Source organism: Streptomyces sp. NPDC000983, from assembly GCF_040299205.1.
Lineage (GTDB): Bacteria > Actinomycetota > Actinomycetes > Streptomycetales > Streptomycetaceae > Streptomyces.
Genome location: NZ_JBEPBM010000051.1, coordinates 12,315 through 37,308 on the forward strand (window position 1 = coordinate 12,315; position 24,994 = coordinate 37,308).

Below are 24,994 nucleotides of genomic sequence, written 5' to 3' on the forward strand. Positions count from 1 at the left end.
CCGGAGAGCCGCTGTGAACCGACGAACCTTCCTATCCGCCGCAGCCTTCACGGCCCTTGCCGCGAGCATGGCCCCCGCAGTCACCGGCCCCGCGGTCGCCGCGCCGGATTCCACCGCGCAGGACCGGGCCACCGCACTGCTCGCCCGCATGACGGCCGCCGAAAAGGAGTCCCTCGTGCGCTGCGACTTCGCAGCCGTCGCCCACCTGGGCATCCCCGCCCTCGCCATGGTCGACGCCTCTGCGGGGCTGCGCGGCGAGACGGGCGTCACCGCCTTCCCCGTCCCCCTGGCCCAGGCGGCCACCTTCGACGAGGCACTCGCGGGCCGGATCGGAACAGCCATCGGCACCGAAGCGCGGGACAAGGGCTACAACAACGCCCTCGGCCCGACCATCGACCTCACCCGAACCTGGCACTTCGGCCGCCAGGCCGAAGCCATGGGAGAGGACCCCGTGCTCGCGGGGCGCCTGGGCGCGGCGCTCACCGTCGCCCTCCAGTCCCAGCACATGGTGGCTACCGTCAAGCACTTCGCGGGCTACACGCAGGAGGTCAACCGCTTCTTCACCGACACCCTCGTCTCCGACCGAGCGCTGCACGAGTACTACCAGGCGCCCTTCCGCCGGGTGATCGCCGCCGCCCCCGCCACTTCCGTGATGATGGCCTACCCCAAGATCAACGGCACCTTCGCCACACGCAACGCGGGCCTGTTCGACGACCTCAAGAAGGGGATGGGCCTGCAGGGTTACACCGTGCCCGACTTCTGGGCCGGCGACGACCAGGTCGCCTCCGCCCGCGCCGGCATGGACCTCGCCGGACTCGGCCCCGGCGGCGTCCAGATTCCGGCGGGTTCCCTCACCGGCGGAGCGATACCGGCGGCCCGCCTGGACGACGCCGCCCGCCGCATCCTCCTCACCATGTTCGCGAACGGCCTCTTCGACCACCCGGCGCCCACCCCTGCGGACAACGTCAGCACCCCGGCACACAAGGAGCTCGCCCACGAGGCAGCCGTCGCCTCCACGGTGCTCCTGGCCAACCGAGCCGCTGCCCTGCCCCTCACCAGTGCGGTGAAGTCGCTTGCCGTCATCGGCCCGGCAGGAACGGACACCTACACCGGCGTGTCCGGCTCCACCTACGTCACCCCCGGCACCTGGACCACCCCCCTGGAGGCGATCCGGGCCCGCGCGGGAAGCACGGTGAAGATCACTCACGCCCAGGGCACCAAGGGCGACATCCCCCTGACCACGGTCCCCTCCACCGTCCTGCGCACCCGCACCGGAACGGCCGGTCTGACGGCCACCTACTACGCAGGCGCCGACGGCACCGGCACACCGGTCGCGACCCGTACGGACGCCACCGTCACCTTCACCACCACCCCCGTGGAGGGTCTGCCGCAGGTGTGGTCGGCCAAGTGGACCGGCACGCTGACACCGACCACCACCGGCCTGCACCGCTTCTCCCTGCTGCCCTCGGGAACCACCTCACTGAAGATCGACGGCCGGACGGTCGTCTCGGGCACCCGGCAGATGGCCCGCTTCTTCCTCGGGCCCTTCGACTACCCCCTCCAGGGAACCGCCGAACTGACCGCCGGGCGCGCCGTCACCGTGGAAATCACCTACACCAACGCCACCGCAGAGCCCGGCACATGCGGCCTGACCTTCGGCTGGCAGCCCCACTCCCTCATCCCCGCCGCGGTGACCGCGGCACGCGGGGCCGACGCGGCCGTCGTCATCGTCAACCGGGTCGCCGGCGAAGGCATGGACCACACCGACTACGCGCTGCCCGGCGACCAGGACCAGCTCATCCAAGCCGTGGCCGCCGCCAACCCCCGCACGATCGTCGTCCTCAACACCGACGGTCCCGTCGCCACCCCGTGGCTCGACGACGTGGAGGCCGTCATCCAGGCCTGGTACGCGGGCCGCGCGGCAGGCACCGCCCTGGCCGCGGTCCTGTTCGGGGACAGCGACCCGGCAGGCCGCCTCCCGCTGACCTTCCCCGCCGACGCCACCCAGGGCCCGGGCACCACCCCCGCCACCTACCCCGGCACGAACGCCACCGTCTCCTACGACGAGGGCACCGCCGTCGGCTACCGCTTCTACGACGCCAGGAAGCAGGAACCCCGCTTCCCCTTCGGCCACGGCCTGTCCTACACCACCTTCGCCCACGGCTCCCTGGAAGCGACCTACGACGCGGCCGCCCGGCAGGTCGACGTCGCGGTCACCGTCACCAACACCGGACGACGACAGGGCACCGAGGTCCTTCAGGTCTACGCCACCCTCCCCGCCTCCGCAGCGGCGGAACCGCGCCGCCTGGTCGCCTTCGAGAAGGTCACCCTCCCCGCGTCCGGAACCAAGCGGATCAGCCTGAAGATCCCCGTCCAGGACCTCACCGTGTGGAAGTCCGGGGCAATGGCGCTCACCCCGGGTTCCTACACCTTCGCGACGGCACGTTCGTCCCGCGTCATCACCGCCCAGCGAGTCCTCACACTCACCTGACCCGCCTTTTGTCCGCCGTCCGCCCGTCGGCGGTCCGTGTGAGCCCTTCACGGTCAGTACGGACGTCACACGCACCGCCGTCTCCTCCTCCACACCACGCACGTCGTTCCACCCACCTGTGCCACTACGTCCCGCCGGGAGTCCGTCCGTGAGACGCACCGCGAACCTGCTCGGCCTCACCCTCGCCCTCGCCCTCTGCACCACCACGACAGCAGCATGCGGCCCCTTCGGCGCCTCCGAGAACGGGCCGGTCGAGCTGTCCGTCAGGGCAAGCGTCACCGACAAGTCCGCGATGGACGCCGTCGTCGCCGATTTCCACCGCCTCCACCCGGACACACACATCACCGTCGACTACGCCGACGCCGACACCCTCCAACATGAACTACCGGACGACCTCCGCACCGGACAGGGCCCCGACGTCTTCACGGTCTGGCCCGGAAGCGGCAACCCCGCCTCCGTCAAAGCGCTGGAACACGACGGCCTCCTGGAGAACCTCAGCATCCGCCGCTTCAGCCTCGCGATGCCCGACGGCGTCGTACCGGTCACCGACGTGGACGGCGGCACGTTCGCGGTACCGGTGACCTTCAGCGGCATCGGGGCGGTCTTCTCCATGGAGGCACTGGACACCATCGAGGGCACGCCGCCACAGACCTGGACAGAACTGCTGACGCTGTGCGACACGGCCCGCGACCACGACAAGGTCCTCTTCGCCCTGGGAAACGCGACCCCCTGGGTCACCCAACTCATCACCTACGCCCTCGTCGCGACGACCGTCTACGCCGACAAACCGGACTTCGACCAGAACATGGCACTGGGCAAGGAAACCTTCGCCGGGTCCGGCTGGCAAACGGCACTGCGCAAGTACACGGAAATGGAACAGCGCGGATGCTTCAACACCGACCCACTGGACACGACGTACGAGGAATCCCTGGAGCAGGTGGCCGAAGGCCGAGCCGTGGGAGTCGTCCAGGTCGCCAGCGTGCTGTCCGAACTGCGGGCCGCCGCACCCGGCCTGACACTGCGCATGGCCGCACTGCCGGCCAGCGACGACCCCGACGCCACGCGGATGCCCGGCGCGGTGTCGGCCGCCTACGGCCTCAACCCCGACACTTCCCACCGCGCACAAGCCCTTGCCTTCATCGACTTCCTCGGATCAGCGCGCGGACAGAACCTCTACAACCGCTCCGGCGCCACCCTGCCCGCCATCCCCAACGCCTCCTTCACCGTGGACCCCGCCATCCGCGAGGTCGCCGAGCGGCAAAAGGCCGGCACCACCGTCCCCTTCATGGACCAGCGCTGGCCGAACTCAGCAGTCCAGCAGACGCATTTCGCACAGATCAAGGCCCTCTTCGAGGGAACCACGGACATCGACGCAGCCTTGGCCGCCCTTGATGAGGCATATCGAAAGCGAACCTGACGCGTGCCGATGACGCTCTGGGCGCGGCGAAGCAGATGGGGCCCCGGACTCCACCGTCAACTGCGCCCACCACCAGGTCGGTCCATGGGCGCACGCGGGTCAACTCCAACAGCGAGACGGCCACGGCTCGCCTCCACGCCGAGCGGTCCGGCTGAACGCCCGACCGGGCCGCGAGGAAGAGGAGCGCGGGCAGGCAGTCGCCGACGAGCGCTCCATCTCGCAGCGAATGGCTGTCCAGGCTGCCCGCCTCAGCCCGGGCAACCAGCGGGCATATCCGTGCCCGGAGCGCGCCGGCTCGCCATGCTCGGCGTGGAGTCGCATGTAGAGACCTGCGTCGACGCTTTCCACCCATGCCTCTCCTCGTAGCCCGTACGCGGCGGATCGCATGGATGCAGGCGCGTCCGGCCCGGATGCTTGCACCGATCGCGGCTGTCCCGGCGATGGAAGCGCCGTGCGAAGCCATTTCGCTGCGTCAGGCTCTGTGATGGCATCCAGTGCATCCCATGGCCCCACCGACCACGAGGCCGTCAGGCGCTGTTGCCGGCACCCAACCTCCCAGAGCAATGGGCGGAAACCCGGCTGGCACTATCCGCCTGGTCAATCAAGCTCATCAGCAACGTGAATCCCACAGGTACTGGGCAGGCAGAGCGCCATCACTGCATAGTCATGGCACACCGGCGCGCCCGTACACCCCGACCGCATTCGACCGGTCGAGCCCATACACCCTTACGCGGCGCCTCCCTCCCGCTTGTGACTCAATGGAGTGCTGTCATGCCCGAACCCGTCGACCTGCAAGCACGCGAGCAGGACCAGGCCCTGGCTGTGCGGGGCAAGCTGCCTGCCGTGCTGCTCATGGCCGGCAGTTGCCTTCCGATCCTCGGCGCGGTCCTCATCGCTCCCGTACTCCCGCAAATGCAAGACCACTTCGGCCGTGCGCCCGGCGCTGTGGCGCTCGTCCCTCTCATTCTCACGGTCCCCGCACTGTCCTTGGCCGTGCTGGCGCCGTTCGCCGGTGCCCTGGTCGACCGATTCGGACGCAAGCGCCTATTGGTCCTCGCCACTGTCGTCTACGCGATCGTTGGGACCGCACCGCTGTGGCTCAGTTCGCTCTACGCCATCGTTGCCAGTCGAGTGCTGGTGGGTGTTGCCGAAGCGGCCATCATGACGTGCTGCACCACCTTGGTCGGCGACTACTACAACGGCCGCGTCCGCGACCGGTACCTCGCGATCCAGACCATGTGCGCGTCAGCGTCCGCCACCGTCTTCTTCGTACTGGGTGGCGCGCTGGGCGCGGCCGGCTGGAGGACGCCCTTCTGGCTCTATGCCGTCGGACTTGTGATCGCCCCCGTCATGGCCCGCTTTCTCCCCGATCCGGCATCGGCTGAGGGTGCGGGCCGTGAGGACGACTCGCAGGCCGAACGCCGCCCCTTCCCCATTCGCCGTCTGGCGGGTACATGCCTGCTGACTGTCTTCGGCGCGATCGTGTTCTACACCGTGCCGGTTGAGATGGCCTACCTCCTGGACGACCAGGATGTGAAGTCGACCGGTGTCATCGGCGCCGTCACTGCCCTGGCCAGCGCAGCCACCGTCGCCGGCTCCGTGGCCTTCACCCGGCTCTCCGTCAGGCAGCGGCCACTGCCGACGCTCTTTGTGCTGTGTGCCGTGGGATTCCTCTGCATGGCAGCGGGCGGCATCATGCAGAGCCTGCCGCTGCTGATCGTCGGCGCTGTCGTGAACTGCGTCGGCACCGGACTGCTGCTGCCGTCGCTCGTGACCCTGGCGATGTCCAAGCTTGATTTCGCCGACCGGGGACGTGGTACGGGCCTGTGGACCGCAGCCTTCTTCCTCGGCGAGTTCATCTGCCCGCTCATACTCCTTGCCGGTCAAGGTCTCCTGGACGGCCTCGCCATCGCTGTCGGAGTCCTCGGCCTGGTGACCCTCGTGCTGTCGGCCGCGCTGACCGCCTTTGCGCCCAAGGGCGTGGCCGTACCACCGCTGATGACGCCCGATCAGTCCTGAGCGATGTTTTACCGACGGCGGCCAGGACGGTGGCGGCGTTGGCCTTGCGTCCCCGCCGCACGTTCCACCGGCGGAGCAGGGTGATGAGCGCCATGATGCCGCCCTCGCCGTCGTTGTCGGCGCGCATCGCCAGCAGCACGTAGGCGGTCGTCACGATGATCATCACCGACCAGAACACCAGTGACACCACCCCGTACACGTTGTCCGCGCTCACCGGCACGGGATGCGGGTCCACGGAGTTGAACACGGTCTGGAGGGTGTGGATCGGGCTGGTCCCGATGTCGCCGAAGACCACGCCGAGCGCACCGACCACCACGGCCGGCCGCACCGTGTCGCGTGTTCTCCCCCGCTGTCGCTCCAGGGCCTGGGATGCAACCGTGTCAACCGGCTCGGTTCCGCGCCGGCGATCGGCCATGGTGCTCCTCCTCGTACGCCCCGCTGAGCCGCGGGCCGGGGCATCGCAGCGGACGATATCCACCCCAGGGCCCATCCTTCGGCAGAGTCCCCCGCGTTTCGACGTCGGGCCACCCGCGCGCCACCGCCGCGGCCCAGCAGTTCCTGCATCGCGCATACCGCATCGTCCACGCAGTACGCCCCACCCTCCCCGTCCGCCTGACGGAGCTCTCCGGCCCGTCCGGCCGTCGCGGAGTTCGCTGCGAAGAATTCGTGAAAGCCGGGGTCAGGAACTGCTCTCGCGTAAGTGTCCATGAGTGTCCTTTAGGAGTCACGAGTTTTGTACGATCTCGTGTATGAACCTGACGGAATGGGCACGCGCGCAGGGGATTGCCCCGCGTACCGCGTATCGCTGGTTCCGTGAGGGCACATTGCCGGTACCCGCGGAACGCGTGGGGCCGCGCACGATCCTGGTGAACATCGACGCGAACACCTCACCCTCCGTGACCGGTGGTGTAGGTCTGTATGCCCGTGTCTCCTCGCACGATCAGAAGCCCGACCTGGAGCGGCAGACCGCTCGCCTGTCGGCATGGGCGGCGATGGCCGGGCAGAAGGTCGTCCGTGTCGAATCCGAGATCGCCTCGGGCGTGAACGGCTGCCGCGCGAAGGCGAAGCGGCTGCTGGCCGACCCGGCGGTGACCACGGTCGTGGTCGAGCATAAAGACCGCCTCGGCCGGATGAACGTGGAGCTGATCGAGGCCGCCCTGTCCGCGACTGGTCGCCGACTCGTCGTCCTCGATGACGGCGAAGTTGAAGACGACCTGGTCCGGGACATGGTGGAGGTGCTGACGTCGTTCTGCGCCCGCCTGTACGGCCGTCGGTCGGCGAAGAACCGGGCGAGGAAGGCTCTCGAAGCGGCGGCTGCCGATGAGTGAGCCGAAGAAGAAGCAACTCCGCGCCATCGATGCGTCGTTCGTCGCGCTCGGGCCGTCCGGGGTGGCGATACGCGACCGCCTCAAGAACCTCACCGAGGTGGACGACAAGGTGTTGCGGCAGGTCGGTGAACACCTCGGACGCCTCGCCTCGCTCGACCTCAAGAACCGCTGCGCTGACGGCCTGGACCACAACAGCGACACATGGGCCGCCCGGAAGCAGGGCCTGACGGCCGACTCCTCGTCCCGGTGGGCCGGTTCGATCACGAAGGCCACTCACGATCAGTGGGCGCTGTCCCGCCGCTGCCGGCTCGCCCACATCCAAGGGCTTGAGGCCGGTGTGCGGACGCTGATGCACCGCCTCTCCCAGCCGATCGGGAAGAAGGGCACCAAACGGGCACCCGGCGGTTACCGCAGTCGGGGCGAGTGGTTCCACAAGTCCCGCCGTCTGGCGACCCTGGAACACCGCCTGGACGTGGCCCGCGCTGAGCGTGAGGCCGGTGTCGTGCACGTCGTGCGCGGCGGCCGGCGCCTGATCAACAACCGTCACAACCTCGAAGCCGCCCAGCTCACCGCCGAGCAGTGGCGTGAGCGGTGGGAAGCCGAACGGTGGTTCCTCGCCGCCGACGGCGAGTCCGGCAAACGCTTCGGCAACGAGACCATCCGCGTCACCCCCGACGGCGAGGTCAGCGTCAAGCTGCCCGCCCCGCTCGCCCACCTGGCCAACAGCAAGCACGGCCGGTACGTCCTCGCCACCCGCGTACGGTTCCAGCACCGAGGAGCCGAGTGGCGCGACCGGATCGAAGACAACCGGGCCGTGGCCTACCGCATCCACCTGGACGTGGAGCGGGGCCGCTGGTACCTGACAGCGTCATGGACACGGCCCGTTGTCCACACGATCCCGCTTCCAACGGCGCGGTCCGAGGGCATGGTCGGCGTGGACACCAACGCCGACCACTTCGCCGCCTACCAACTCGACCGGCACGGCAACCCCGTTGGCGACCCCAAACGGTTCTTCTACGACCTGTCCGGCAGCGCAGACCACCGTGACGCCCAGGTCCGGCACGCCATCAGCCGGTTGCTGCACTGGGCCGACCGGTGCGGCGTCAAAGCCATCGGCCTGGAGAACCTGGACTTCGCCGCCGAGAAGACCCGCGAGAAGCACGGCAGACGTAAGCGCTTCAGGCAGCTCATCTCCGGCATCCCCACCGGCAAGCTCAAGGCCCGGCTCGTGTCCATGGCCTCCGAACACGGCCTGTCGATCGTTGCCGTGGACCCGGCGTACACATCGATGTGGGGCGATCAGCACTGGAAGAAGCCCCTCACCTCGAAGAAACGAAAGATGTCCCGTCACGATGCCGCTGGCATCGCGATCGGGCGACGCGCTCTCGGACACCCGATCCGGCGACGGACGGCACCGCCCCCGCAGCACCAGAGCGATGCTGCGGGGCATCGGACCGCCCAGGCCGGACCAGGCGCACGAGGGCGTGAGGGAACCCGCCCACCCGTCACGGAACGTGCACACGATGCACGCAGCCGGACAGGGACACAGCGAACGCGGGAGACCAGCGCATCCAACACCGTTCGGGACGCGCGCAGTTCCGGGAGCTGGCAGCAAATGTCACTCCTGGACACTGTTTAGGAACGGTATGAGGCCAGTTCAGGACGGATGAGCAAGGAGGACAAAGTGGGCTGGGGTCGGTTCGCGCATCAAATGGCGTCCATGGCACGGGATCTGTTGGCCCAGGATTCGCTCGACGACACGCTGACGAGGATTACCGCCTCCGCCACCGAGTTGGTGGCGGGCTGCGACGCAGCCGGCATCCTCGTCCTCCACGGAAAGAGGGTCGAGACCGTGGCCCCCACCGGCCGGCTCGCAGTCGACAGCGACCGGCTTCAGGAAGAGCTCGGCGAAGGCCCTTGTTTCGACGCTGCGCACAGTTCGCACGGCGAGCGGGTCTTCCGCATAGCCGACCTCGCCAGCCTGCACCAGCGCTGGCCCGGTTATGCCCCGCGCGCCCACCAACTCGGAATCGGCAGCATGATGGGCTTCCTGCTCTTCACCGAGGACGAAGACCTCGGCGCGCTCAATCTCTACTCCCACAGACGGGGCGCGTTCAGCGAGGTCAGCGAAACGGCCGGCTGGCTGCTGGCCTCGCACGCAGCAGTTGCCTTCTCCAGTGCCCGCACCAACGCCCAGTTGGAGCAAGCCGTGGCCACCCGCCATGTCATCGGCGAGGCCATGGGCATCCTCATGGGTCGCAACCACCTCACCGAGGACCAGGCTTTCGACGTGCTGCGCCGCTACTCCCAGGAGACCAACCTCAAACTCCGCGACGTCGCCCGCCGGGTCTGCGAAGACGGCAACCTCCCGTGAGCCGGCGCTGAAGCGGCCTTGAAGGGCGGCGCCGCGCCGGCCGGCGGCAACCCCGGGTTGAATCGGGCGCCCCGCTCCACGCCGTATCCACTCGGCAGACCAGTCGGCCGAGCAGCGAGGATTTCCGACAGAACCGACTCAATGGCCGGCCAGTCCGAGCCGCCGAACTCGTACCCCGCGAACGCGGCGACCGATGCGCAGAAGGACCGCAGGTTGTCCTGGAGGATCCAGTGGCCGTCGAAGGCGTTCTCGAGAGCCGTCAGTAGTCACGCAACACGTTCACCTTGTGCACCGAGCCAGGTCCTACCTGTTCCGGCGGCTTGCGCAGGCGGCGGATGACCATCCGCTGGTGCGGGCGGGGCACGCAGCGGCGGGGGGCGCGATCAGCGCCCGTGTCTGTCAGAGCAGGCCGAAGGACATCCATGCGCCGAGCAGGATGACAAGGGCCTCGGCGATGAGCGCGAAAACCGTCTTGGAGATCACCGCGACGATCCAGCCGACGTGGAGGGCCCGGTGGGGCTGGGCCGGATCGTGGATGACGGTGATGGTGGGCGCACCCGGCCCGCCCCGGTACTGGTGGGGGATGCCGGCGCCGTCGTTGTAGTAGTACAGGGGACCTTCACTGCTCCGCCCGACCAGCTCGGCCTCCGCGGCGACGCCGCGCCGGGCCAGGTGCCTGCGAAGGGCCACCTTCTCCAGGCTCATGACACAGGTGAGCAGGCCGAGGGAGAGGATGATGAGACCGGCTATGACACCGATCACCCGCGCGCCGTGGGTGACGCCGACCCAGATCGCGTAGCCGGTGCACGCGAGGAGAACAAGGGCGAGGCCGGTGAGGTGGAACCAGGCCGTGCCGCCGGGGGCAACAGCACGGGGTCTGATGATCAGGGAGCTGCCGGCCGGGTCGCGTTGCTCGGGCAGGGCGTTGTGGAGCCGGCTGACGAACGCGGCAGTTGCTTCCGGGGCCAGCCCCTCGACGTGGTGGTTCTCTCCGTCGGTGAGCACGATCTCCATACTTCGGGCGTCGGCTTCGGCGACGCGGACCTCCGCGATGGCCGCGAGGGGGAGGACGAACGTCCCCGACGCGCGAGAGATTTCGAGCGCGCCGGTGCCGAGCGTGAGGTACACATGGCGGCCGTTGAACTTATGTATGGAGCCCATGCAACCGATCATGATGGCGGGGGCGCCAGTCCTGCCTGGCGAGAGGTGTCGATTGGATGACGGTTTGCGGTTTCGGGCGGCCCTTCACCGCGGCCTCGAGGGCCAACCGGGGCGCGTGTGACGGGGTGGGTGGTGAGCCGGCTGGCTGGGGCGGGGCGGACAGTTTCCGTGCATGTGCGCGGCACGGACCATACAGTCCCGAAGGACCTGGAGGCCCACGGCAGCCGAATTGCAGGCGAGTTGACCCGCCCTATACGCGGCGAGGACCTCACCCGGCCCGCAACTCCGCTTGCCATGCCGGGCGATGACCGCACACTCCGGCGCTCCCGCCACGCAACGCCCCTGTGCCCGGGGCCAGGTACGGTCGAGTCTGCGCCCGTGGTGCCTGTGCACCTGGTCGGGCCCGTGGTCGCGGTCCGCAATGGTCAGGCACGGCCCTGCGCCTTCGTCCAGGGCCGGTCGTCGCGCGGCCCGGCGCAGCCGGTGCGCAAGTTGGGCCATGGCCTCGGCCGACCAGGTTCCTGTGATGACGGCTGCGGCCGTGTTGGGCCGGCACCGGTGATTTCACCGATCCGCGCCGCCGGAGGCAGCGTTTGAATCGGCATGGTCCGACATGCACCCGTTCTCCGGCGCCGGTAGCACGGGACGTGACCGTACTCCTGTGCCCGGCACAACGACGCGCCGCCACCGCTGCGGGCGGACGGCGCGGCCAGAAGGGATCAGCCATGCCATCACCCCTCAGCCGGCTCCGCCTCCTGGGCGCGGTCACCGCCGGTCTCGTCGCCCTCGGGATCACCGGCGCACTTCCAGGACCTGCCGTTGCCGCTGCTCAGGTGTACAGCGAGAACTTCTCGGCCGGCCTGGGGACATTCACGTCCACCGGCTCCGTCAGCGCCGCCACGGGTGCGGCGCGGCTGAGTGGCTCCCTGGTCACCGATGCGTCCCTCACTTCCGCGCCCATCGCCTTGTCCGGCTACAGCGGCATCTCGGTGTCGTACACCCGAACGGCCTCCGGGCTCGACCTCGGTGAGGCCTTCACGGTGGCCTACTCCGTTGACGGCGGCGCGTTCACCACCCTCGAATCCGCACGGACCGCCTCGGGCGCGGCGTCGTTCCAGCTGCCGTCATCGATCGACGGCCGCACCGTGCGACTGCGCTTCTCGCTGGATGCCGGCAGCGTGCTGGAGACGCTGACCGTCGACGACGTCCTCGTTCAGGCGGCTGGTGGCGGGGGCGGCGGACCGACCGACCCGCCGGGCGGAACACTGCCTCCGGTGACCGATGTGACGGCGCCGGGACCGTACGCGGTGGCCATGGACACGACCACCGGTCCCGGCAACGACGGGTGGCTCGTCTATCCGGCGAACGCGGGCCAGGGCGGCGTGGACCACCCCGTCCTCGTCTGGGGGCCGGGCGCGGGCTCCGACCCGGCCGCCTACGAGGACATGCTGCGCCAGTGGGCCTCACACGGGTTCGTCGTCTACAGCGAAGTCTCCTCCAGCAGCGGCGACTACATGGTCGACGCCCTGGACTGGGTCGAGGACCAGAACGCGAGCCCGGGCAGTCCCCTGTACCAGGACATCGATACCTCCGAGGTGGCCTTCGGTGGCCATTCCCGCGGTTCGATCGGCACCTTCGACGTGGCGGACGAGCCGCGGCTGGAGACCACGATCCACGTTGCCGGCGGATCCTTCGACGGCAACGGGCCGGACAACCTCCGCAATCCCGCCCTCTACATCGGCGGAGACGACGACTTCGCGACCTCCAACGTCGAACGCGACTACGCCAACACCGATGTGCCGGTGTGGTTCAACATCCTCAACGGCACCGACCACATCGCCGCCACCCGCAACGGTCAGCACATCATCACCGCGTGGCTGCGGTGGCACCTCGCAGACGAGGAATTCCGACGGACGCAGGACTTCCTGGGCTCCGGCTGCACCTTCTGCGGCCTCGGTGAGACGCGGTACAAGAACTGGTGAAGGGCCAAGGACACCCGTCCCACGGAGGAGCCTGCGTGCCCCTGGAGCCGCGGTACAGGCCAGCCTTCGGTTGCCAGCCGTGCAATGGCACGAAGCGGCCAAGGGACGCTACGGGACGCCGGCGATCAACCACAGCCGGCGCCAGGCCGAGATCCCCTGCTCGCGGGGAGAAAGCCCGCTCAGGCTGATCGAGAGGAGAGATAAGGGGTACACGCGGCGCATGTCACCGAAGAACGATCGTTTCAAGCTTTGGCGGGCGGTACGGCAGATGCGCCGCATCCGAGCCTTCTACGCGCTGGGCGCCCTTCTGTGGGCGGCGACCGCCGCCTGGGGAGGCTGGCAGAACCCCGGCAGCCGACAGATGTGGGTGCCCGTGCTGTTGTTGGCGGTCTTTGCCGGCCTGCTGACCGCAACATCCCTGTGGCTGCGCAGGCACCGGTCCGACGACGCCGGCCGGCCCGCCCACCACGCCGCTCCACGCAGGTCCGCCGTCCGCCGCCACGCGAGTGCCTGACACGCGGACCTGCGAGCCCGGGACCTGCGGACCCGGGCCGGCGCTCGGCTGGAGGGAGAGCCGCTGGCGCCGAGGGCGACGCGTGCAATGACGCGTCTACAGGAGTGACGCAACCGGCTGGTCGCCGAGGGGGCCCTGCAGGTCGCAGGGAGCGGAAACGGAGTGGGACCACCCCCGGCCGGTGACCGCTGTGAACCGGGGACCTGCCCAGGACACCCGCGTGGATCGCGACTTGACGGTGTGACGGAGCGGCGCGACGGCAGACCATCAGCCTGATGATCGATCCACCGGCTCCCGCCCTGACTACCTCAGTAGTCGGGCTCGCCGAACTCGGGCACGTGCATCGGACGCAGCTCGGCCCGAACGCGGTGGAAGCGCGCGGGGTGCCGCCACCTGCCGCTCGCGTCCCGGGCGGTATCGACGGCGACCTCGACCACCAGTTCCGGTTCCACGAGGACAAGTTCCGTGATCTCGCCGCTGCCCCGTCCGGTGGCGCATGCCTCCCCGGTCCACTGGTGCTGGGTCCCGACCGGGGCGAGCAGGGGACCGAGGAGCGCGCCGACGGCCATGCTGAGCGTCACGGTGCGCCCTACGCAATGCAGGTGTCCGTCGGAGCCGGGCCTGCCCAGGAGCAGGGTGCGGGGCGCGGCCAGTGTGCCGGTGACGGCACCGACGACGGCCTGGGTCGTCTCGTACGGCTTGTGCTCCAGCCATCCCCGCACCCCGGGCCGGTAGGGGTCCGTGAGTCGTTTGTAGACGACGCCCTCGATGCCGTTCTGCCGTCGGGTGAGCCACTGGGCGACCTGGTCGGGGTCAGTGGCAGACGGGCACAGTGTGAACGGTGCGCGCAGGCGCCGGGCGGTGAACAGCGACTCCAGCGCTGCCCGTCTGCGCTGATAGCTCCAGCCGGTGGTCACGGTCCCGGTCGTGCGCAGGACATCGAAGGCGACGAAGTGCGTGGGCATCTGTCGGGCCGCACGGACCGCGTCCGCGCCGCGATGCCGGACGCGGTGGTGCAGAGACTCGGACGCGAGCTGCCCAGGGTCGCGTATGACGAGTTCGCCGTCGAGCAGGGTCGCGTCCGCCAGCTGCGCGGCCGCCCCGCCGGTGATCTCCGGGAACGCCGCCGTCATGTCGGTGCCGTGCCGCGATGACAGCTGCACGACCTTGCCGTCGAGGGACAGCAGGGCCCGGAATCCGTCCCACTTCGGCTCTCCGGCCCACCCCGGCGGCAGCCAGGTGCGAAGGGTCGGCGAGGTCAGCATCGGCTCCGGCAGCATCCAGGTCACGGGTGATCCCTTCCCCGCGAGGCGTCTGCCCGTTGCGTCCCAGCGGATGGTTTGCGGCGCGTCATGGCCGCGAGCAGCTCCAGTACCCTTGCGAGCCCGGCGCTCACCTTCTTGGCATCGGGCCTGGATGTGGCCGGCCGAAGGGGCGGGTCGGGTGGGGGCGCTGCGTGGCCCCGTGTCCCGCGCCGTGTCAGCGCAGCTGCGCATCAGGCAGTGCTTCCTGCAGCCGGTTCCGGCGGCGGTCCCCTTCCTGAGTATTCGGTTCCCACCCCTTGCGGGGCCTGACGCCGTGGCACTTCGCGGGTCCGCAAGACACCCCTGGTCTCCTCGCCCCCCTTTGCGATCAACGCCCATGTCCACCACCTCGCCGATACCCGTCCTCCGCGGCTTTGGGGGAACCACGGCCGAGGACGACGCCCTCGTCTTGTGCTGGAGGCGCAAGGAGAAGCGGATCCTGCTCCAAGCCGTTCACCAGGTCCACGCGGAAGGCCGCGGCCTGACCGTGCAGCTCACCGCCCCGGCCGGTACCACCCCGACTTGGTACAGGTACCGGGCGTGAGGGCGGCGGCCACGGTGTTCGCCGACGCGGTCACCGCGCGCCTCCCCGAAGAGCGGGAGGGCCGACGGCGCGGCCCTCGTCACCGAAGGCACGCCGCGCGCTTCCATCTGCAGCCCCGCGACCCTGGGCATCGCCGTTCTGGGGCTCTACGGCATGAGGATGCCGTACTACGAGTGGTATCTGCCCCGGTACGGCATCACCGTCGAGGCGGTGTACCGCGGCCCCAGGAATTACGCCTACACCGACCTCCACGGCGCGGCCCCCACCGCCTCTGTTGCGGGCGACGCCCCGACCAGACAGGTCGCTTACCACCCGGACCGGCCCGGCGAGGCGTTCGCCGCGTACTCCTCGATCCGCAAGATGCTCCGGACCCTCTTCTGTCTGGCATGCCGCCTCGTCGGCCTCTCACTCTTCGCCTTCAACATCTACATGGCCGTCTACGGGTTCCAACGCGGCTGCCTGATCATTTGAGGAGGTGGTTCGAAGGGCAGCGCGAGCACAGGGGTGGTAGGCCAGTTCGAGCAAGGCGGAGTTCGGCACGTGGTTCTCTCCGCCCAGTAGCGGTTGGCCTACTTGGATGCGCAGGCTCGAGAGACGCCCAACTCGGCTGCCTCATGTGCGATGCGTGGCGCCCGGCACGGTTCGACGAGCTACGGCGACCTTCGACTGACAGCGGCGCATCCTCGTGCGTCAACGGGCAAACTTCCTTGTTCGAAGGTTGACCGCAGGGCGGTACCTGGTGGCTGTACGTCCCTGTGCGGTGGTTGACCTCTGCGGGGTCAGCGAGTCCAGGAGTTCACGGCCGTGCCGCCATGAGCCCAGACCGCTGGCGGAGTTGATGTGTCCGCACGCGCCCGCCAGGTGCCATCGCGCCTCCCACCGCGCCGCGAAACCGGCGGCTGCTTCAGGGGCGCAGTACGGATCATTGGTGCTGCCCACCACCAGGGCCGGGCACGGCAGCGGTTGTGCCGACGCCTCGATGAACGTCGCGGCCGCCTGGCGTGGGAACGCCGACCCGTGCGGGTCGGGCGGTGCGACCAGGAATGCGCCGCCTGTCGGACCCGAGGGGTTCTTGTTCAGCCAGGCGGACGCAGCCCAGCAGCCCAGGCTGTGGGCCACCAGCACAACCTGGCTGTCCTGCTGGGAAGCGTCGTCGTACGCCTTCTGGACAGCGTCGACCCAGTCATCCAGATCGGGAGCGGACCACGAGGCAGGGGAGATCCTCACCGCTGAGCTGCTCCACTGCCGCTCCCACAAGGTCTGCCAGTGACGCCCGTCCGAGCCGTCGATACCCGGGATGATGACGTACGCGGTCACGGTCCACCACCGTTTCACTCGTCGCTCCCTGCGATCACGGGAGCACCTGGCGGAGATTCTGTTGGATGCATCGGGGCAGCGGCAGTGACGCAAGTGATCTCAAAGAAGTTGGTGCGGACAACAATGGATTCACTCGACCGGATAGACCGAGACATCCTCGCCCTGCTCCAGACCGACGGCCGGTTGACCGGGGCGGAGGTGGGGCGGCGCGTCGGACTCTCGCAGCCCGCGGCCAGCGCGCGCATCCAACGGCTGGAGAAGAACGGCGTCATCACCAGCTATCGGGCCGTGGTCGACCCGGCAGCCCTCGGCCTGAACATTCACGCGGTCATCCGGCTGCGCACCACGCACGCCCAGCTCTCACGCGCCCTGGACTTCGCCTCCCGGACCTCCGAGATCGCCTCCACGCTCAGGGTCACCGGGGAAGACTGCCTCATCTTCGACGTCTACTGCCCCCAGGCAGGACGACTCGAAGAAGTTGTCGACGCACTTGCCCGTTACGGCCCTGTCACCACATCCCTGGTGCTCCGCACCTACCCCCACAAGCCGCTGACGGACGCCACGTCAACAACGTCGTGACCCGCACCAGTAGCCGGTGAGGTGAGGCTGACCGGTGCCCCTGGCGACGCGCAGCCGACCTCGTCATGGCTGCTTCGGCGCTGGCTGGCCAGGGTGTCGCGGGGTCAGTCGTTGGCCTCGAGCTGCGACGGGCCTGTAGGGGCGGCGGGACGTGGTGGGCCGGGCCGCCGGTCGGCGGCGGGTGAGGGCCTCCGGGTGGGCCGGCCGCATACCCTGACGGCTCCCGTCCTGCGCACAGGGTCGGGAGCCGTCCAGGTATGGCTGGTGCCTTCAGCGGGTTATGCGTGGCGGTGGGAGCGCCGGTTGCCGGTGAGGAGGCGGTAGAGGGCGAGGAGGATGAACGACCCGGCGATCGCGGCGACCCAGGTGGAGAGGTCGAAGAACCCGTCGATGGAGTCGACGCCGAAGATGACCTTTCCGAGCCAGCCGCCGAGCAGACCGCCGGCGATGCCTATGAGCATGGTGATGATGATGCCGCCGGGGTCCTTGCCCGGCATCAGCATCTTGGCGATGGCGCCGGCAAGCAGGCCGATAAGGATCCACGCGATGATGCCCATGGTGTCTCTCCGCTTCGTCGTATAAGGGTTGTGTAAGTTCACCGTCTGCACCGATCGCGTCCGGTTAAACCTCTTCTCCGCCCCCGGGCAGTGCCTGCTGCTCCCGCAGCTCTGGATCCGAGAGGAACCGACATGACAACGAGGCAGCGATCGAAGTCCTGTCCGCGGGAAAAACGAGGCGGGACAAGAGGTTGATCTGGTCGCCGCGGTGGACGGAACCACGGGCAAGCAGCTCAGCTGCACCACCATCAGGTCGTCGGACGCATCTCTCTTCGGTACCTCCGACGGCATGCTCCTGATCAGCGATCAGGAAGACGAGGCCAGCACCCTGGCCATCCCCGGGAAATAGGCTCGCCCGGCGCAGGTGGCCCCCGGGGCGCGGCGCACCGCCTGCGCCCCACTCAGCCGGTTGCGGTACTCGACCACGGTGCGGGTCAGCCCGCCCTCGTCACGTGGGTGCCGGCCGGGACCCGTCGCCCGTGGGTTCCAGGCGGACGACGATGCCCTTTGAGGTGGGCTGGTTGCTCATGTCGGCGACGCTGTCGAGCGGCACCAGGACGTTCGTCTCCGGGTAGTAGGCGGCGGCCGACCCCTTGGCCGCCGGGTAGGACACGACCTCGAAGTTCTCGGCCCGGCGCTCGGTGCCGTCCTCCCAGACGCTCACCAGGTCCACCCGGTCGCCCTGGGCGAGGGCGAGCGCGGACAGGTCGGCCGGGTTGACCAGGACGACGTGGCGGCTGCCGTGGATGCCGCGGTAGCGGTCGTTGTTGGTGTACGGGACGGTGTTCCACTGGTCGTGCGAGCGCAGGGTCTGCAGCAGCAGGTGCCCCTCGGGGGCCAGGGGGACCACCGGCTCGTTGCAGGTGAAGCGGGCCTTGCCGGTCTCGGTCCGGAAGACGCCCTCGTTGACCGGGTTGGGCAGCTGGAAGCCTCCCGGGCGGGTCACCCGGGCGTTGAAGTCGTGGAAGCCCGGCACGATCCGGGAGATGCTGTCGCGGATGGTGTGGTAGTCGCCCTCGAACTTCGCCCAGGGGATGTCCCCCGTGCCGTCGGTGCTGAGCCGGGCGAGCCGGCACAGGATGGCGACCTCGCTGAGCAGCATGCGCGAGGCCGGTTCGATCCGTCCCCGGGAGGTGTGCACCTCGCTCATGGAGTTCTCGACGGTGACGAACTGCTCGCCGTCGGCCTGGACGTCACGCTCGGTGCGCCCCAGCGTCGGCAGGATCAGGGCGGTGTCGCCGCAGACGGTGTGCGAGCGGTTGAGCTTGGTGGAGATGTGGGCGGTCAGCCGGCACGTACGCATCGCCTTCTCGGTGACCTCGCTGTCGGGCGCTGCGCGCACGAAGTTCCCGGCCAGGGCGAGGAAGACCTTGACGCGGCCCTCCAGCATCGCCTTGATCGAGTTCACCGAGTCCAGGCCGTGCGGGCGGGGCGGGTCGAAGCCGAACTCCTTGCGCAGGGCGTCCAGGAAGCTGTCCGGCATCTGCTCCCAGATGCCCATAGTGCGGTCGCCCTGGACGTTGCTGTGGCCGCGCACCGGGCAGACGCCCGTGCCGGCACGTCCCAGGTTGCCGCGCAGCATCAGGAAGTTGACGATCTCCCGGATGGTGGGCACGCCGTGCTTGTGCTGGGTGATGCCCATCGCCCAGCACACGACGACGCGTTCGCTGGCGAGGACCTCGTCGCGGACCTTCTCGATCTCCTCGCGGGTCAGTCCCGTCGCCGCGCGCACGTCGTCCCAGTCGGCGGTGCGGGCGTGCCGGGCGAACTCCTCGAAGCCGCAGGTGTGGGCGTCGATGAAGTCGTGGTCCAGGACGGTGCCGGGGTTCGCGTCCTCGGCCTCCAGCAGCAGCCGGTTCAGTGCCTGGAACAGGGCGAGGTCCCCGCCGGGCTTGATGTGCAGGAAGCGGTCGGCGATCTGGGTGCCCCGCCCCACGACCCCGCGCGGCTTCTGCGGGTTCTTGAAGCGCCGCAGCCCCGCCTCCGGCAGCGGGTTGACCGCCACGATGCGGCCGCCGTTGCGCTTGGCCTCCTCCAGGGCGGTGAGCTGGCGCGGGTGGTTGCTGCCGGGGTTCTGCCCCACGAGGAAGATCAGTTCCGCGTGGTGGAGGTCGTCCAGGCTGACGGTGCCCTTGCCGACGCCGAGGGTCTCGTTGAGTGCGAAGCCGCTGGACTCGTGGCACATGTTGCTGCAGTCGGGCAGGTTGTTGGTGCCCAGGGCGCGGGCGAGTAGCTGGAAGACGAAGGCGGCTTCGTTGCTGGCCCGGCCGGAGGTGTAGAAGACCGCCTCGTCGGGCGAGTTCAGCCCGTTGAGTTCCTGCGCGAGGATGCCCAGGGCGTCGTTCCAGCCGATGGGCTCGTAGTGGTCCGATCCGGGCCGTTTGACCATCGGCTCGGTGAGCCGGCCCTGCTGGTTGAGCCACATGTCGGAACGGGCGGCCAGGTCGGACACGCTGTGCTCGCGGAAGAAGTCGGCGGTGATCCGACGGGTGGTGGCCTCGTCGTTGATGTGTTTGGCGCCGTTCTCACAGTACTCGTTGCGGTGGCGCCGGCCCGGGGCGGGGTCCGCCCACGCGCAGCCGGGACAGTCGATCCCGCCCACCTGGTTCATGGTGAGCAGGTCGACCCCGGTCTTGCGCGGGGAGGTCTGCTCCAGGGAGTACTCCAGCGCGTGCACGACGGCGGGGACCCCGGCCGCCCACTTCTTCGGCGGTGTCACGGACAGGGAGGTCTCCGGCTCCTCACCGGGCGGGTTCTGCATCGCTTGGCCTTTCTCTTGCCGTGTCGGGCGGGCAGGTCAGCCGACGGGCCACTGGGCGACACGGCTCCTGGGCGGTTCCGGGGTGTCGTGCTGGACACGGCCGTTGCGGATGGTGCCGCGCCAGGCGCCGCCCTCCTGGCCGAGCCCTTCGATGAAGTGCTTGAAGCCGACGAGTTCCCTACGCACCAGCCGGGCGGCCAGCCCCGTGACCCTGGGGGAGCGGGTGAGGACCTTCACGGCGCCGTGCGGCCGCAGGAGCATCCGGACGGTGATCGCGGTGCCCCCGGACTCCGTGGGCCGGAACTCGACCTCTCCCTCATGGGTGGGATGCTGCTCCAGGCCCCGCCAGGCCAGGTAGGCGTCGGGGTCCTGTTCCACGATCTCGACCTGGAAACGGTGGCGCACGGGGCCGTATCCGAGGGTCCACGCGGTGACGGTGGGCCTGAGCTGCTCGACGTCGCGCACCACGGCCGAGAAGCGCGGGAACGTCTTGAACTGCGTCCACTGGTTGTAGGCCGTACGGACCGGCACCGCGACCTCGACCGTCTCCTCGACGTGCCGCTCGCGCAGCGGACGCCGGCGTGTGACGCCGTCGCCGGCGGTGCGCCCGTTGTCCTCGTCGTACGCCATCGTGATCCTTCTTCCGGTGAGAAGGCCGGGCATCCGTACGCCCGGCCTCCCGGGTGGGTCAGGGCACCACTTCCGGTTCCCCGATCGCGGGCTTCGAGTCACCCGACCGCACCCGCGGCCCCTGTGCACGGGCTCGAGGGCACGTCCGCCGACCTTCTCCCGGCGCCCGGCGGCCACCTCCACCCCTGGCTCCGCCCACCCGCCACTCACCGCATGCCGGCAGGCGGCCGACGGGCCGGTGTGGAATCCGGCCTGGGACGGAATCCGTACACGGGGTACTCGAAGGCGGGGAAGTGTCTAGCCCGTGCGGAACGGGAGGCATCGTGACCGTTCGACAGATCGGCCCCGATCGCCGTGACGGGCGCAATGAGAGCGAGGACGAACGCGCGGACCGGATGTGGGGCGATCTCATCCAGGAGATCCGCGTGGCCCAGATGGGCGTGCAGATCCTCTTCGGTTTCCTGCTCACGGTTGTTTTCACGCCGCGCTACGCGGACCTGAGCGATACGGACAAGACCATCTACATCGTGACGGTCACCCTGGCGCCAGCGCCACGGGAGCCCTCGTCGGACCGGTCTCCCTGCACCGGCTGGTCGCCGGCCGGCACATCAAACCACAGGCAGTGAGGTGGGCATCCCGACTGACGATCATCGGTCTCCTTCTCCTGTTCGCCACCATGATTGCCGCGCTGCTGCTGGTCCTGCGCGTGGCGACGCACGACCACTACGTGCCCTGGCTGGTCGCGGCCATGGCCGCCTGGTACGCGCTGTGCCGGCTCTTCCTGCCCCTGTGGACCCGACACCGTCACACGGGCAAGTAGTCCTCTCCCGCGGTGGCGGCGCTGAGCGCTTCGGAGCCGGCACTGATGAACAGCGGGTCGCGCTGCCGTGATCCGATTGGCTTTCGCCTTGAGCCTGTAGACCGGCCGCCCCGACGCAGGCCAGTCTCCTGGCCTCTCAAGGGTGAGGGCGGGGGTGGTGGCCGGGGCGTTGGTCATAGCCGGCGAGAGGGGTGGGGGAGAGGTCGGTGGGTTCTTCACCTGCTTCGAGGAGGGTGTTGGCGGCGCCCACGATGAGGGGGTCGGGGGTTCCGACGGCGGAGTGGTCCTTGGCGGGGTAGTCGCAGCCGTACAGCAGGCTGCGCATGGCTTCCAGGCGGCCGCGCCTTTTGTCGTTGCTCTTGACCACGGTCCAGGGGGCGTGGGACGTGTCGGTGGCGCGGAACATGTCGACCTTGGCTTTGGTGTAGTCGTCCCAGCGGTCGAGTGAGGCGAGGTCGGTGGGGGAGAGCTTCCAGCGGCGTACCGGGTCGACCTGGCGGATGGCGAATCGAGTGCGCTGTTCCGCCTGGGAGACGGAGAACCAGAATTTTGTCAGCAGGATTCCGTCCTTTGCCAGCATCTCCTCGAACAGGGGCGCCTGTTCGAGGAACGTGCCGTATTCGGGCTCTGTGCAAAAGCCCATCACGACTTCGACGCCGGCCCGGTTGTACCAGGAGCGGTCGAAGAAGACGATCTCACCGCGGGAGGGCAAGTGCGAGACGTAGCGCTGGAAGTACCACTGACCCCTTTCCCACTCCGTCGGCTTTTCCAGCGCCACCACGCGGGCACCGCGGGGGTTCAGCCGTTCGGTGAAGCGCTGGATCGTGCCGCCTTTGCCGGCCGCATCGCGGCCCTCGCACAGTACGACGATGCGTTGACCGGTGTCCTTCGCCCAGCTCTGCAGCTTCAGGAGTTCGATCTGCAGCACCCGCTTGGTCCGCTCGTACTCGGAGCGTGACAGCTTCCGGTCATAGGGATAGTTCTCCCGCCATGTGTCCAGAGGGCTTCCGTCGGCTTCGAGGAGGATCGGCTTCTCCGGCCGGCGCTCATCGACGCTGAGGCCGTCCAGGAGGTCCTCCTCGGCTGTCGTGGTGTCGTCCGTGTGCGAACGACCCGCGTCCTCGTCTTGTGACATGAGGTGTCTCCCGGTTGTCCTTGGGTGCCGATGTGACGGTGTCGGCTTCACATGCCGCGGCGGTTAGTGGCGCGACAGCCGGATCTTGAGCGTCTGCAGTGGCTGCCCGAGTCCGCCGGGCGCTCCGGGACCCGCACGCGAGCGGGGGCCTGGTCGCGACCAGGGCCGTTGCGTGAGAGTTGGGGCACCAGGGCAGGGCGGCACGGCCTGTCCCGCACGGGCGACCATGGCCATGACGTACTCCCGGGAAGTCGCTCAAAGCGTTTCAGGGCTGCTGCTGGACCGCGTGCCCCCGTTCCCCCGGGATCACGCCAGCTGGTTGGGTGCGGCGGCATCGCGGCCCCCAGGTGGCGTCGGCGGTGCGTTCCGCGGCCCGGGCGGTAGGGGCTGAGGGCCTCGACCAAGTCGCAGTCGCTTACCCTCTGCCGCTTCGCGGCCAGCATCCGGTACGGGATGTGCGTCGATGCGGTGGGCGCGCTGGTGCATAGCTGCGGCAGGTTTTTGGTGATCGGCGGGTCTCGGAGCCTGGTGGGAGAGGGCAAGGAGTCCGCGCCTCACGAAGTCCTCTCGTAGGCGCTCCTCTACGGCCCTTCTCCGGGGGCCCGGTTTGACCGGTGCGGGAGGGCTTCACACCCCGTCAGCGACGGAGTTTCACCTTGTTCACCGCGGCGACACCGGCTGCCGCCAGGGCGATCTGTATGAGCCACTCGACCCAGTCGGCGCCGTCGGTGTCGGCGACGTCGAGTCCGGAGGCGATGGCGGTTCCGACCAATGCGGCGATGATGCCGATCGTTATCGTCCACAGGACGCCAATACGTTGGCGACCAGGGATGACGAGTCGGCCGAGGACGCCGATCACAATGCCGATAACAATGGCGCTGATGACGCCTGAGATTTCCATGAGCGTTTTTCTCCCCTTAATCCTCAGTCGCATCCGAGTGCCCGTTCGAATGGATTTCAGACAGTCGCTCGGGATGGCGGCTCAAGGCCCGTCGGCGCCCGGTGGGCGTTCGCCGTACCGCAGGATCTCGGGCGCGCTCCTGTCCGTCGGTGCGAGTGTGACCGGCCGGATCGAGGGGCGGCGATCGCCTGCCGTCGCGCCTGCGTCGAGGCTGGGGCGGCGGGAAGGCTCCGGCTCCACTATGACGTGCGTCTGTTCGCCGGCCGAGCCACGCTGCCGTCACCGGGAGGGATGGCGCAGCTGCCACGGGCGGCAACCTGCCCGATGACGGAGAAGCGCTGCTCGCACGCGGGGCAAGCTGCCGCACCAAAGACACACGTCCACGCGCGTGCGACTTCCGGCGCGTACCGGTGCCGCAGGTCCTGTGTCTCGTAGCGCTGATCGGCCTGGACGAGATGGGCGCCGGCCAAGGGGAGTGCCGAAGCTGCCCGCTCGGCTTGTCCGACTCGGCGGCGATGGTCTCCTGCGGCGGCGACGGCACCGAGACCTCCGCCGCCTTGCTCACCGGCACCGTGATGGTGAGGCCCGCCGGCCTGGCTGTCGACGGAGGTTTCCGGACCTCCAGGACGTGCCAGGGCAACAATCCCCGGATCGGGTGGCGAGGGCGGAGGGCTTTCGATGGCTTGCGCCATACCCGTGCGACTCCTGGGTCCTACGACGAGGCGCCCACGATCTCCTCGATGCTCACGGTGTCCCCGGCCGCGGGCTGTTCGGGCTCGACCTCGTCGCCGTAGTTGCTGAACGTCGTGGTCTGCGGGGCTTCACCGCCTTCTACGACGGACTTGAGGACGTACGGCTCGCCCTCGGCGGCGACGAACAGGCTGTGGGTCTCGTCGCCGGACTCCTTGGTGAGTTTGACGGCCTGCGTCCCGTCGACCTCGGCGGTGCCGTCCTTCTTCATGCCCTGTCGCTCGGATTTGTCCTCGTCCAGCGCGGCGATCAGCTTCTGCTTGTCGCACATGCCGGCCATCTCTTCGTCCTGGCCGGGCACCTTGACCCACTTGTCGGCCGCCTTGTCCACGGCCTTGTCCGATCCAGGCTGGCCCTTGAGACTCGTCTGCCAGTACTTCTCGTCGCCCTTGAGATAGAGAGTGTTGCCT

The 24,994-nt window shown here is 69.0% G+C and carries 18 protein-coding genes and 3 pseudogenes; 11 read left to right on the plus strand and 10 right to left on the minus strand.

Annotated features, from left to right (window positions below; all coding sequences use genetic code 11):
• The first annotated feature begins 67 nt into the window (after window positions 1-67).
• From ABT296_RS34275 to ABT296_RS34285, 3 genes are all read left to right on the plus strand, one after another.
• A complete protein-coding gene (locus ABT296_RS34275) occupies window positions 68-2,491 on the plus strand; it encodes a beta-glucosidase family protein (RefSeq protein WP_351933310.1) in 2,424 nt (807 codons plus the stop codon).
• Between the two features lie 148 nt (window positions 2,492-2,639).
• Window positions 2,640-3,908 (plus strand): ABC transporter substrate-binding protein, encoded by a 1,269-nt coding sequence (locus tag ABT296_RS34280; protein WP_351933312.1) that lies wholly within the window; start codon window positions 2,640-2,642, stop codon window positions 3,906-3,908.
• A 771-nt stretch (window positions 3,909-4,679) separates the two neighbouring features.
• On the plus strand, window positions 4,680-5,927 hold the full coding sequence (locus ABT296_RS34285; protein WP_502977395.1) for an MFS transporter: 1,248 nt from the start codon (window positions 4,680-4,682) through the stop codon (window positions 5,925-5,927).
• A 49-nt stretch (window positions 5,928-5,976) separates the two neighbouring features.
• Here ABT296_RS34285 and ABT296_RS34290 read toward each other — a convergent pair.
• Window positions 5,977-6,498 (minus strand): annotated as a pseudogene (locus ABT296_RS34290) (KUP/HAK/KT family potassium transporter); the annotation flags it as partial.
• Between the two features lie 178 nt (window positions 6,499-6,676).
• On the opposite strand from ABT296_RS34290, the gene ABT296_RS34295 reads away from it, so the two are divergent.
• The 3 genes from ABT296_RS34295 to ABT296_RS34305 are packed head-to-tail and all read left to right on the plus strand — an operon-like array spanning window position 6,677 to window position 9,629.
• Window positions 6,677-7,255 carry an IS607 family transposase gene (locus ABT296_RS34295; RefSeq protein ID WP_351933314.1) on the plus strand — a complete coding sequence of 193 codons (579 nt, stop codon included), beginning with the start codon at window positions 6,677-6,679 and terminating at the stop codon, window positions 7,253-7,255.
• Window positions 7,248-8,894: an IS200/IS605 family accessory protein TnpB-related protein gene (locus ABT296_RS34300; RefSeq protein WP_351933316.1), complete on the plus strand. Its 1,647-nt coding sequence runs from the start codon at window positions 7,248-7,250 to the stop codon at window positions 8,892-8,894. Before ABT296_RS34295 ends, ABT296_RS34300 begins: the two co-directional genes overlap by 8 nt.
• 27 nt (window positions 8,895-8,921) lie before the next feature.
• Window positions 8,922-9,629, plus strand: coding sequence for a GAF and ANTAR domain-containing protein (locus tag ABT296_RS34305; RefSeq protein ID WP_351933318.1), 708 nt, complete (start codon window positions 8,922-8,924; stop codon window positions 9,627-9,629).
• A 399-nt stretch (window positions 9,630-10,028) separates the two neighbouring features.
• On the opposite strand, the gene ABT296_RS34310 is transcribed toward ABT296_RS34305, so the two are convergent.
• Window positions 10,029-10,790 (minus strand): hypothetical protein, encoded by a 762-nt coding sequence (locus ABT296_RS34310; RefSeq protein ID WP_351933320.1) that lies wholly within the window; start codon window positions 10,788-10,790, stop codon window positions 10,029-10,031.
• Window positions 10,791-11,515: 725 nt separating this feature from the next.
• On the opposite strand from ABT296_RS34310, the gene ABT296_RS34315 reads away from it, so the two are divergent.
• Window positions 11,516-12,772 (plus strand): poly(ethylene terephthalate) hydrolase family protein, encoded by a 1,257-nt coding sequence (locus tag ABT296_RS34315; RefSeq protein ID WP_351933322.1) that lies wholly within the window; start codon window positions 11,516-11,518, stop codon window positions 12,770-12,772.
• Window positions 12,773-12,992: 220 nt separating this feature from the next.
• The gene (locus ABT296_RS34320) at window positions 12,993-13,286 is read left to right on the plus strand and encodes a hypothetical protein (protein ID WP_351933324.1); all 294 of its coding nucleotides are present in this window, start codon (window positions 12,993-12,995) and stop codon (window positions 13,284-13,286) included.
• Window positions 13,287-13,594: 308 nt separating this feature from the next.
• On the opposite strand, the gene ABT296_RS34325 is transcribed toward ABT296_RS34320, so the two are convergent.
• Entirely contained in the window at window positions 13,595-14,566 is a 972-nt protein-coding gene (locus ABT296_RS34325) for an ATP-dependent DNA ligase (protein ID WP_351933346.1), read from the minus strand.
• Between the two features lie 727 nt (window positions 14,567-15,293).
• Between ABT296_RS34325 and ABT296_RS34330 the strand changes: the two genes are divergently transcribed.
• The gene (locus ABT296_RS34330; RefSeq protein ID WP_351933326.1) at window positions 15,294-15,605 is read left to right on the plus strand and encodes a hypothetical protein; all 312 of its coding nucleotides are present in this window, start codon (window positions 15,294-15,296) and stop codon (window positions 15,603-15,605) included.
• Window positions 15,606-15,824: 219 nt separating this feature from the next.
• Here ABT296_RS34330 and ABT296_RS34335 read toward each other — a convergent pair whose 3' ends face one another.
• A complete protein-coding gene (locus ABT296_RS34335; protein ID WP_351933328.1) occupies window positions 15,825-16,451 on the minus strand; it encodes an RBBP9/YdeN family alpha/beta hydrolase in 627 nt (208 codons plus the stop codon).
• A gap of 123 nt (window positions 16,452-16,574) precedes the next feature.
• Between ABT296_RS34335 and ABT296_RS34340 the strand changes: the two genes are divergently transcribed.
• Entirely contained in the window at window positions 16,575-17,030 is a 456-nt protein-coding gene (locus ABT296_RS34340; protein ID WP_351933330.1) for an Lrp/AsnC family transcriptional regulator, read from the plus strand.
• Between the two features lie 278 nt (window positions 17,031-17,308).
• Here ABT296_RS34340 and ABT296_RS34345 read toward each other — a convergent pair whose 3' ends face one another.
• From ABT296_RS34345 to ABT296_RS34355, 3 genes are all read right to left on the minus strand, one after another.
• Window positions 17,309-17,587 (minus strand): GlsB/YeaQ/YmgE family stress response membrane protein, encoded by a 279-nt coding sequence (locus ABT296_RS34345; RefSeq protein ID WP_351933332.1) that lies wholly within the window; start codon window positions 17,585-17,587, stop codon window positions 17,309-17,311.
• Window positions 17,588-18,035: 448 nt separating this feature from the next.
• The gene (locus tag ABT296_RS34350; RefSeq protein WP_351933334.1) at window positions 18,036-20,348 is read right to left on the minus strand and encodes an FdhF/YdeP family oxidoreductase; all 2,313 of its coding nucleotides are present in this window, start codon (window positions 20,346-20,348) and stop codon (window positions 18,036-18,038) included.
• 36 nt (window positions 20,349-20,384) lie between these two features.
• Entirely contained in the window at window positions 20,385-20,978 is a 594-nt protein-coding gene (locus ABT296_RS34355; RefSeq protein ID WP_351933336.1) for an SRPBCC family protein, read from the minus strand.
• A 395-nt stretch (window positions 20,979-21,373) separates the two neighbouring features.
• Here ABT296_RS34355 and ABT296_RS34360 point away from each other — a divergent pair.
• Window positions 21,374-21,798, plus strand: a pseudogene (locus ABT296_RS34360) (DUF6328 family protein).
• A gap of 136 nt (window positions 21,799-21,934) precedes the next feature.
• Here ABT296_RS34360 and ppk2 read toward each other — a convergent pair.
• The 3 genes and pseudogenes from ppk2 to ABT296_RS34375 form a co-directional block, all read right to left on the minus strand.
• Entirely contained in the window at window positions 21,935-22,933 is a 999-nt protein-coding gene (ppk2, locus tag ABT296_RS34365; RefSeq protein WP_351933338.1) for a polyphosphate kinase 2, read from the minus strand.
• Between the two features lie 637 nt (window positions 22,934-23,570).
• Window positions 23,571-23,834: a GlsB/YeaQ/YmgE family stress response membrane protein gene (locus tag ABT296_RS34370; protein WP_351933340.1), complete on the minus strand. Its 264-nt coding sequence runs from the start codon at window positions 23,832-23,834 to the stop codon at window positions 23,571-23,573.
• Between the two features lie 712 nt (window positions 23,835-24,546).
• Window positions 24,547-24,994, minus strand: a pseudogene (locus ABT296_RS34375) (hypothetical protein); the annotation flags it as partial.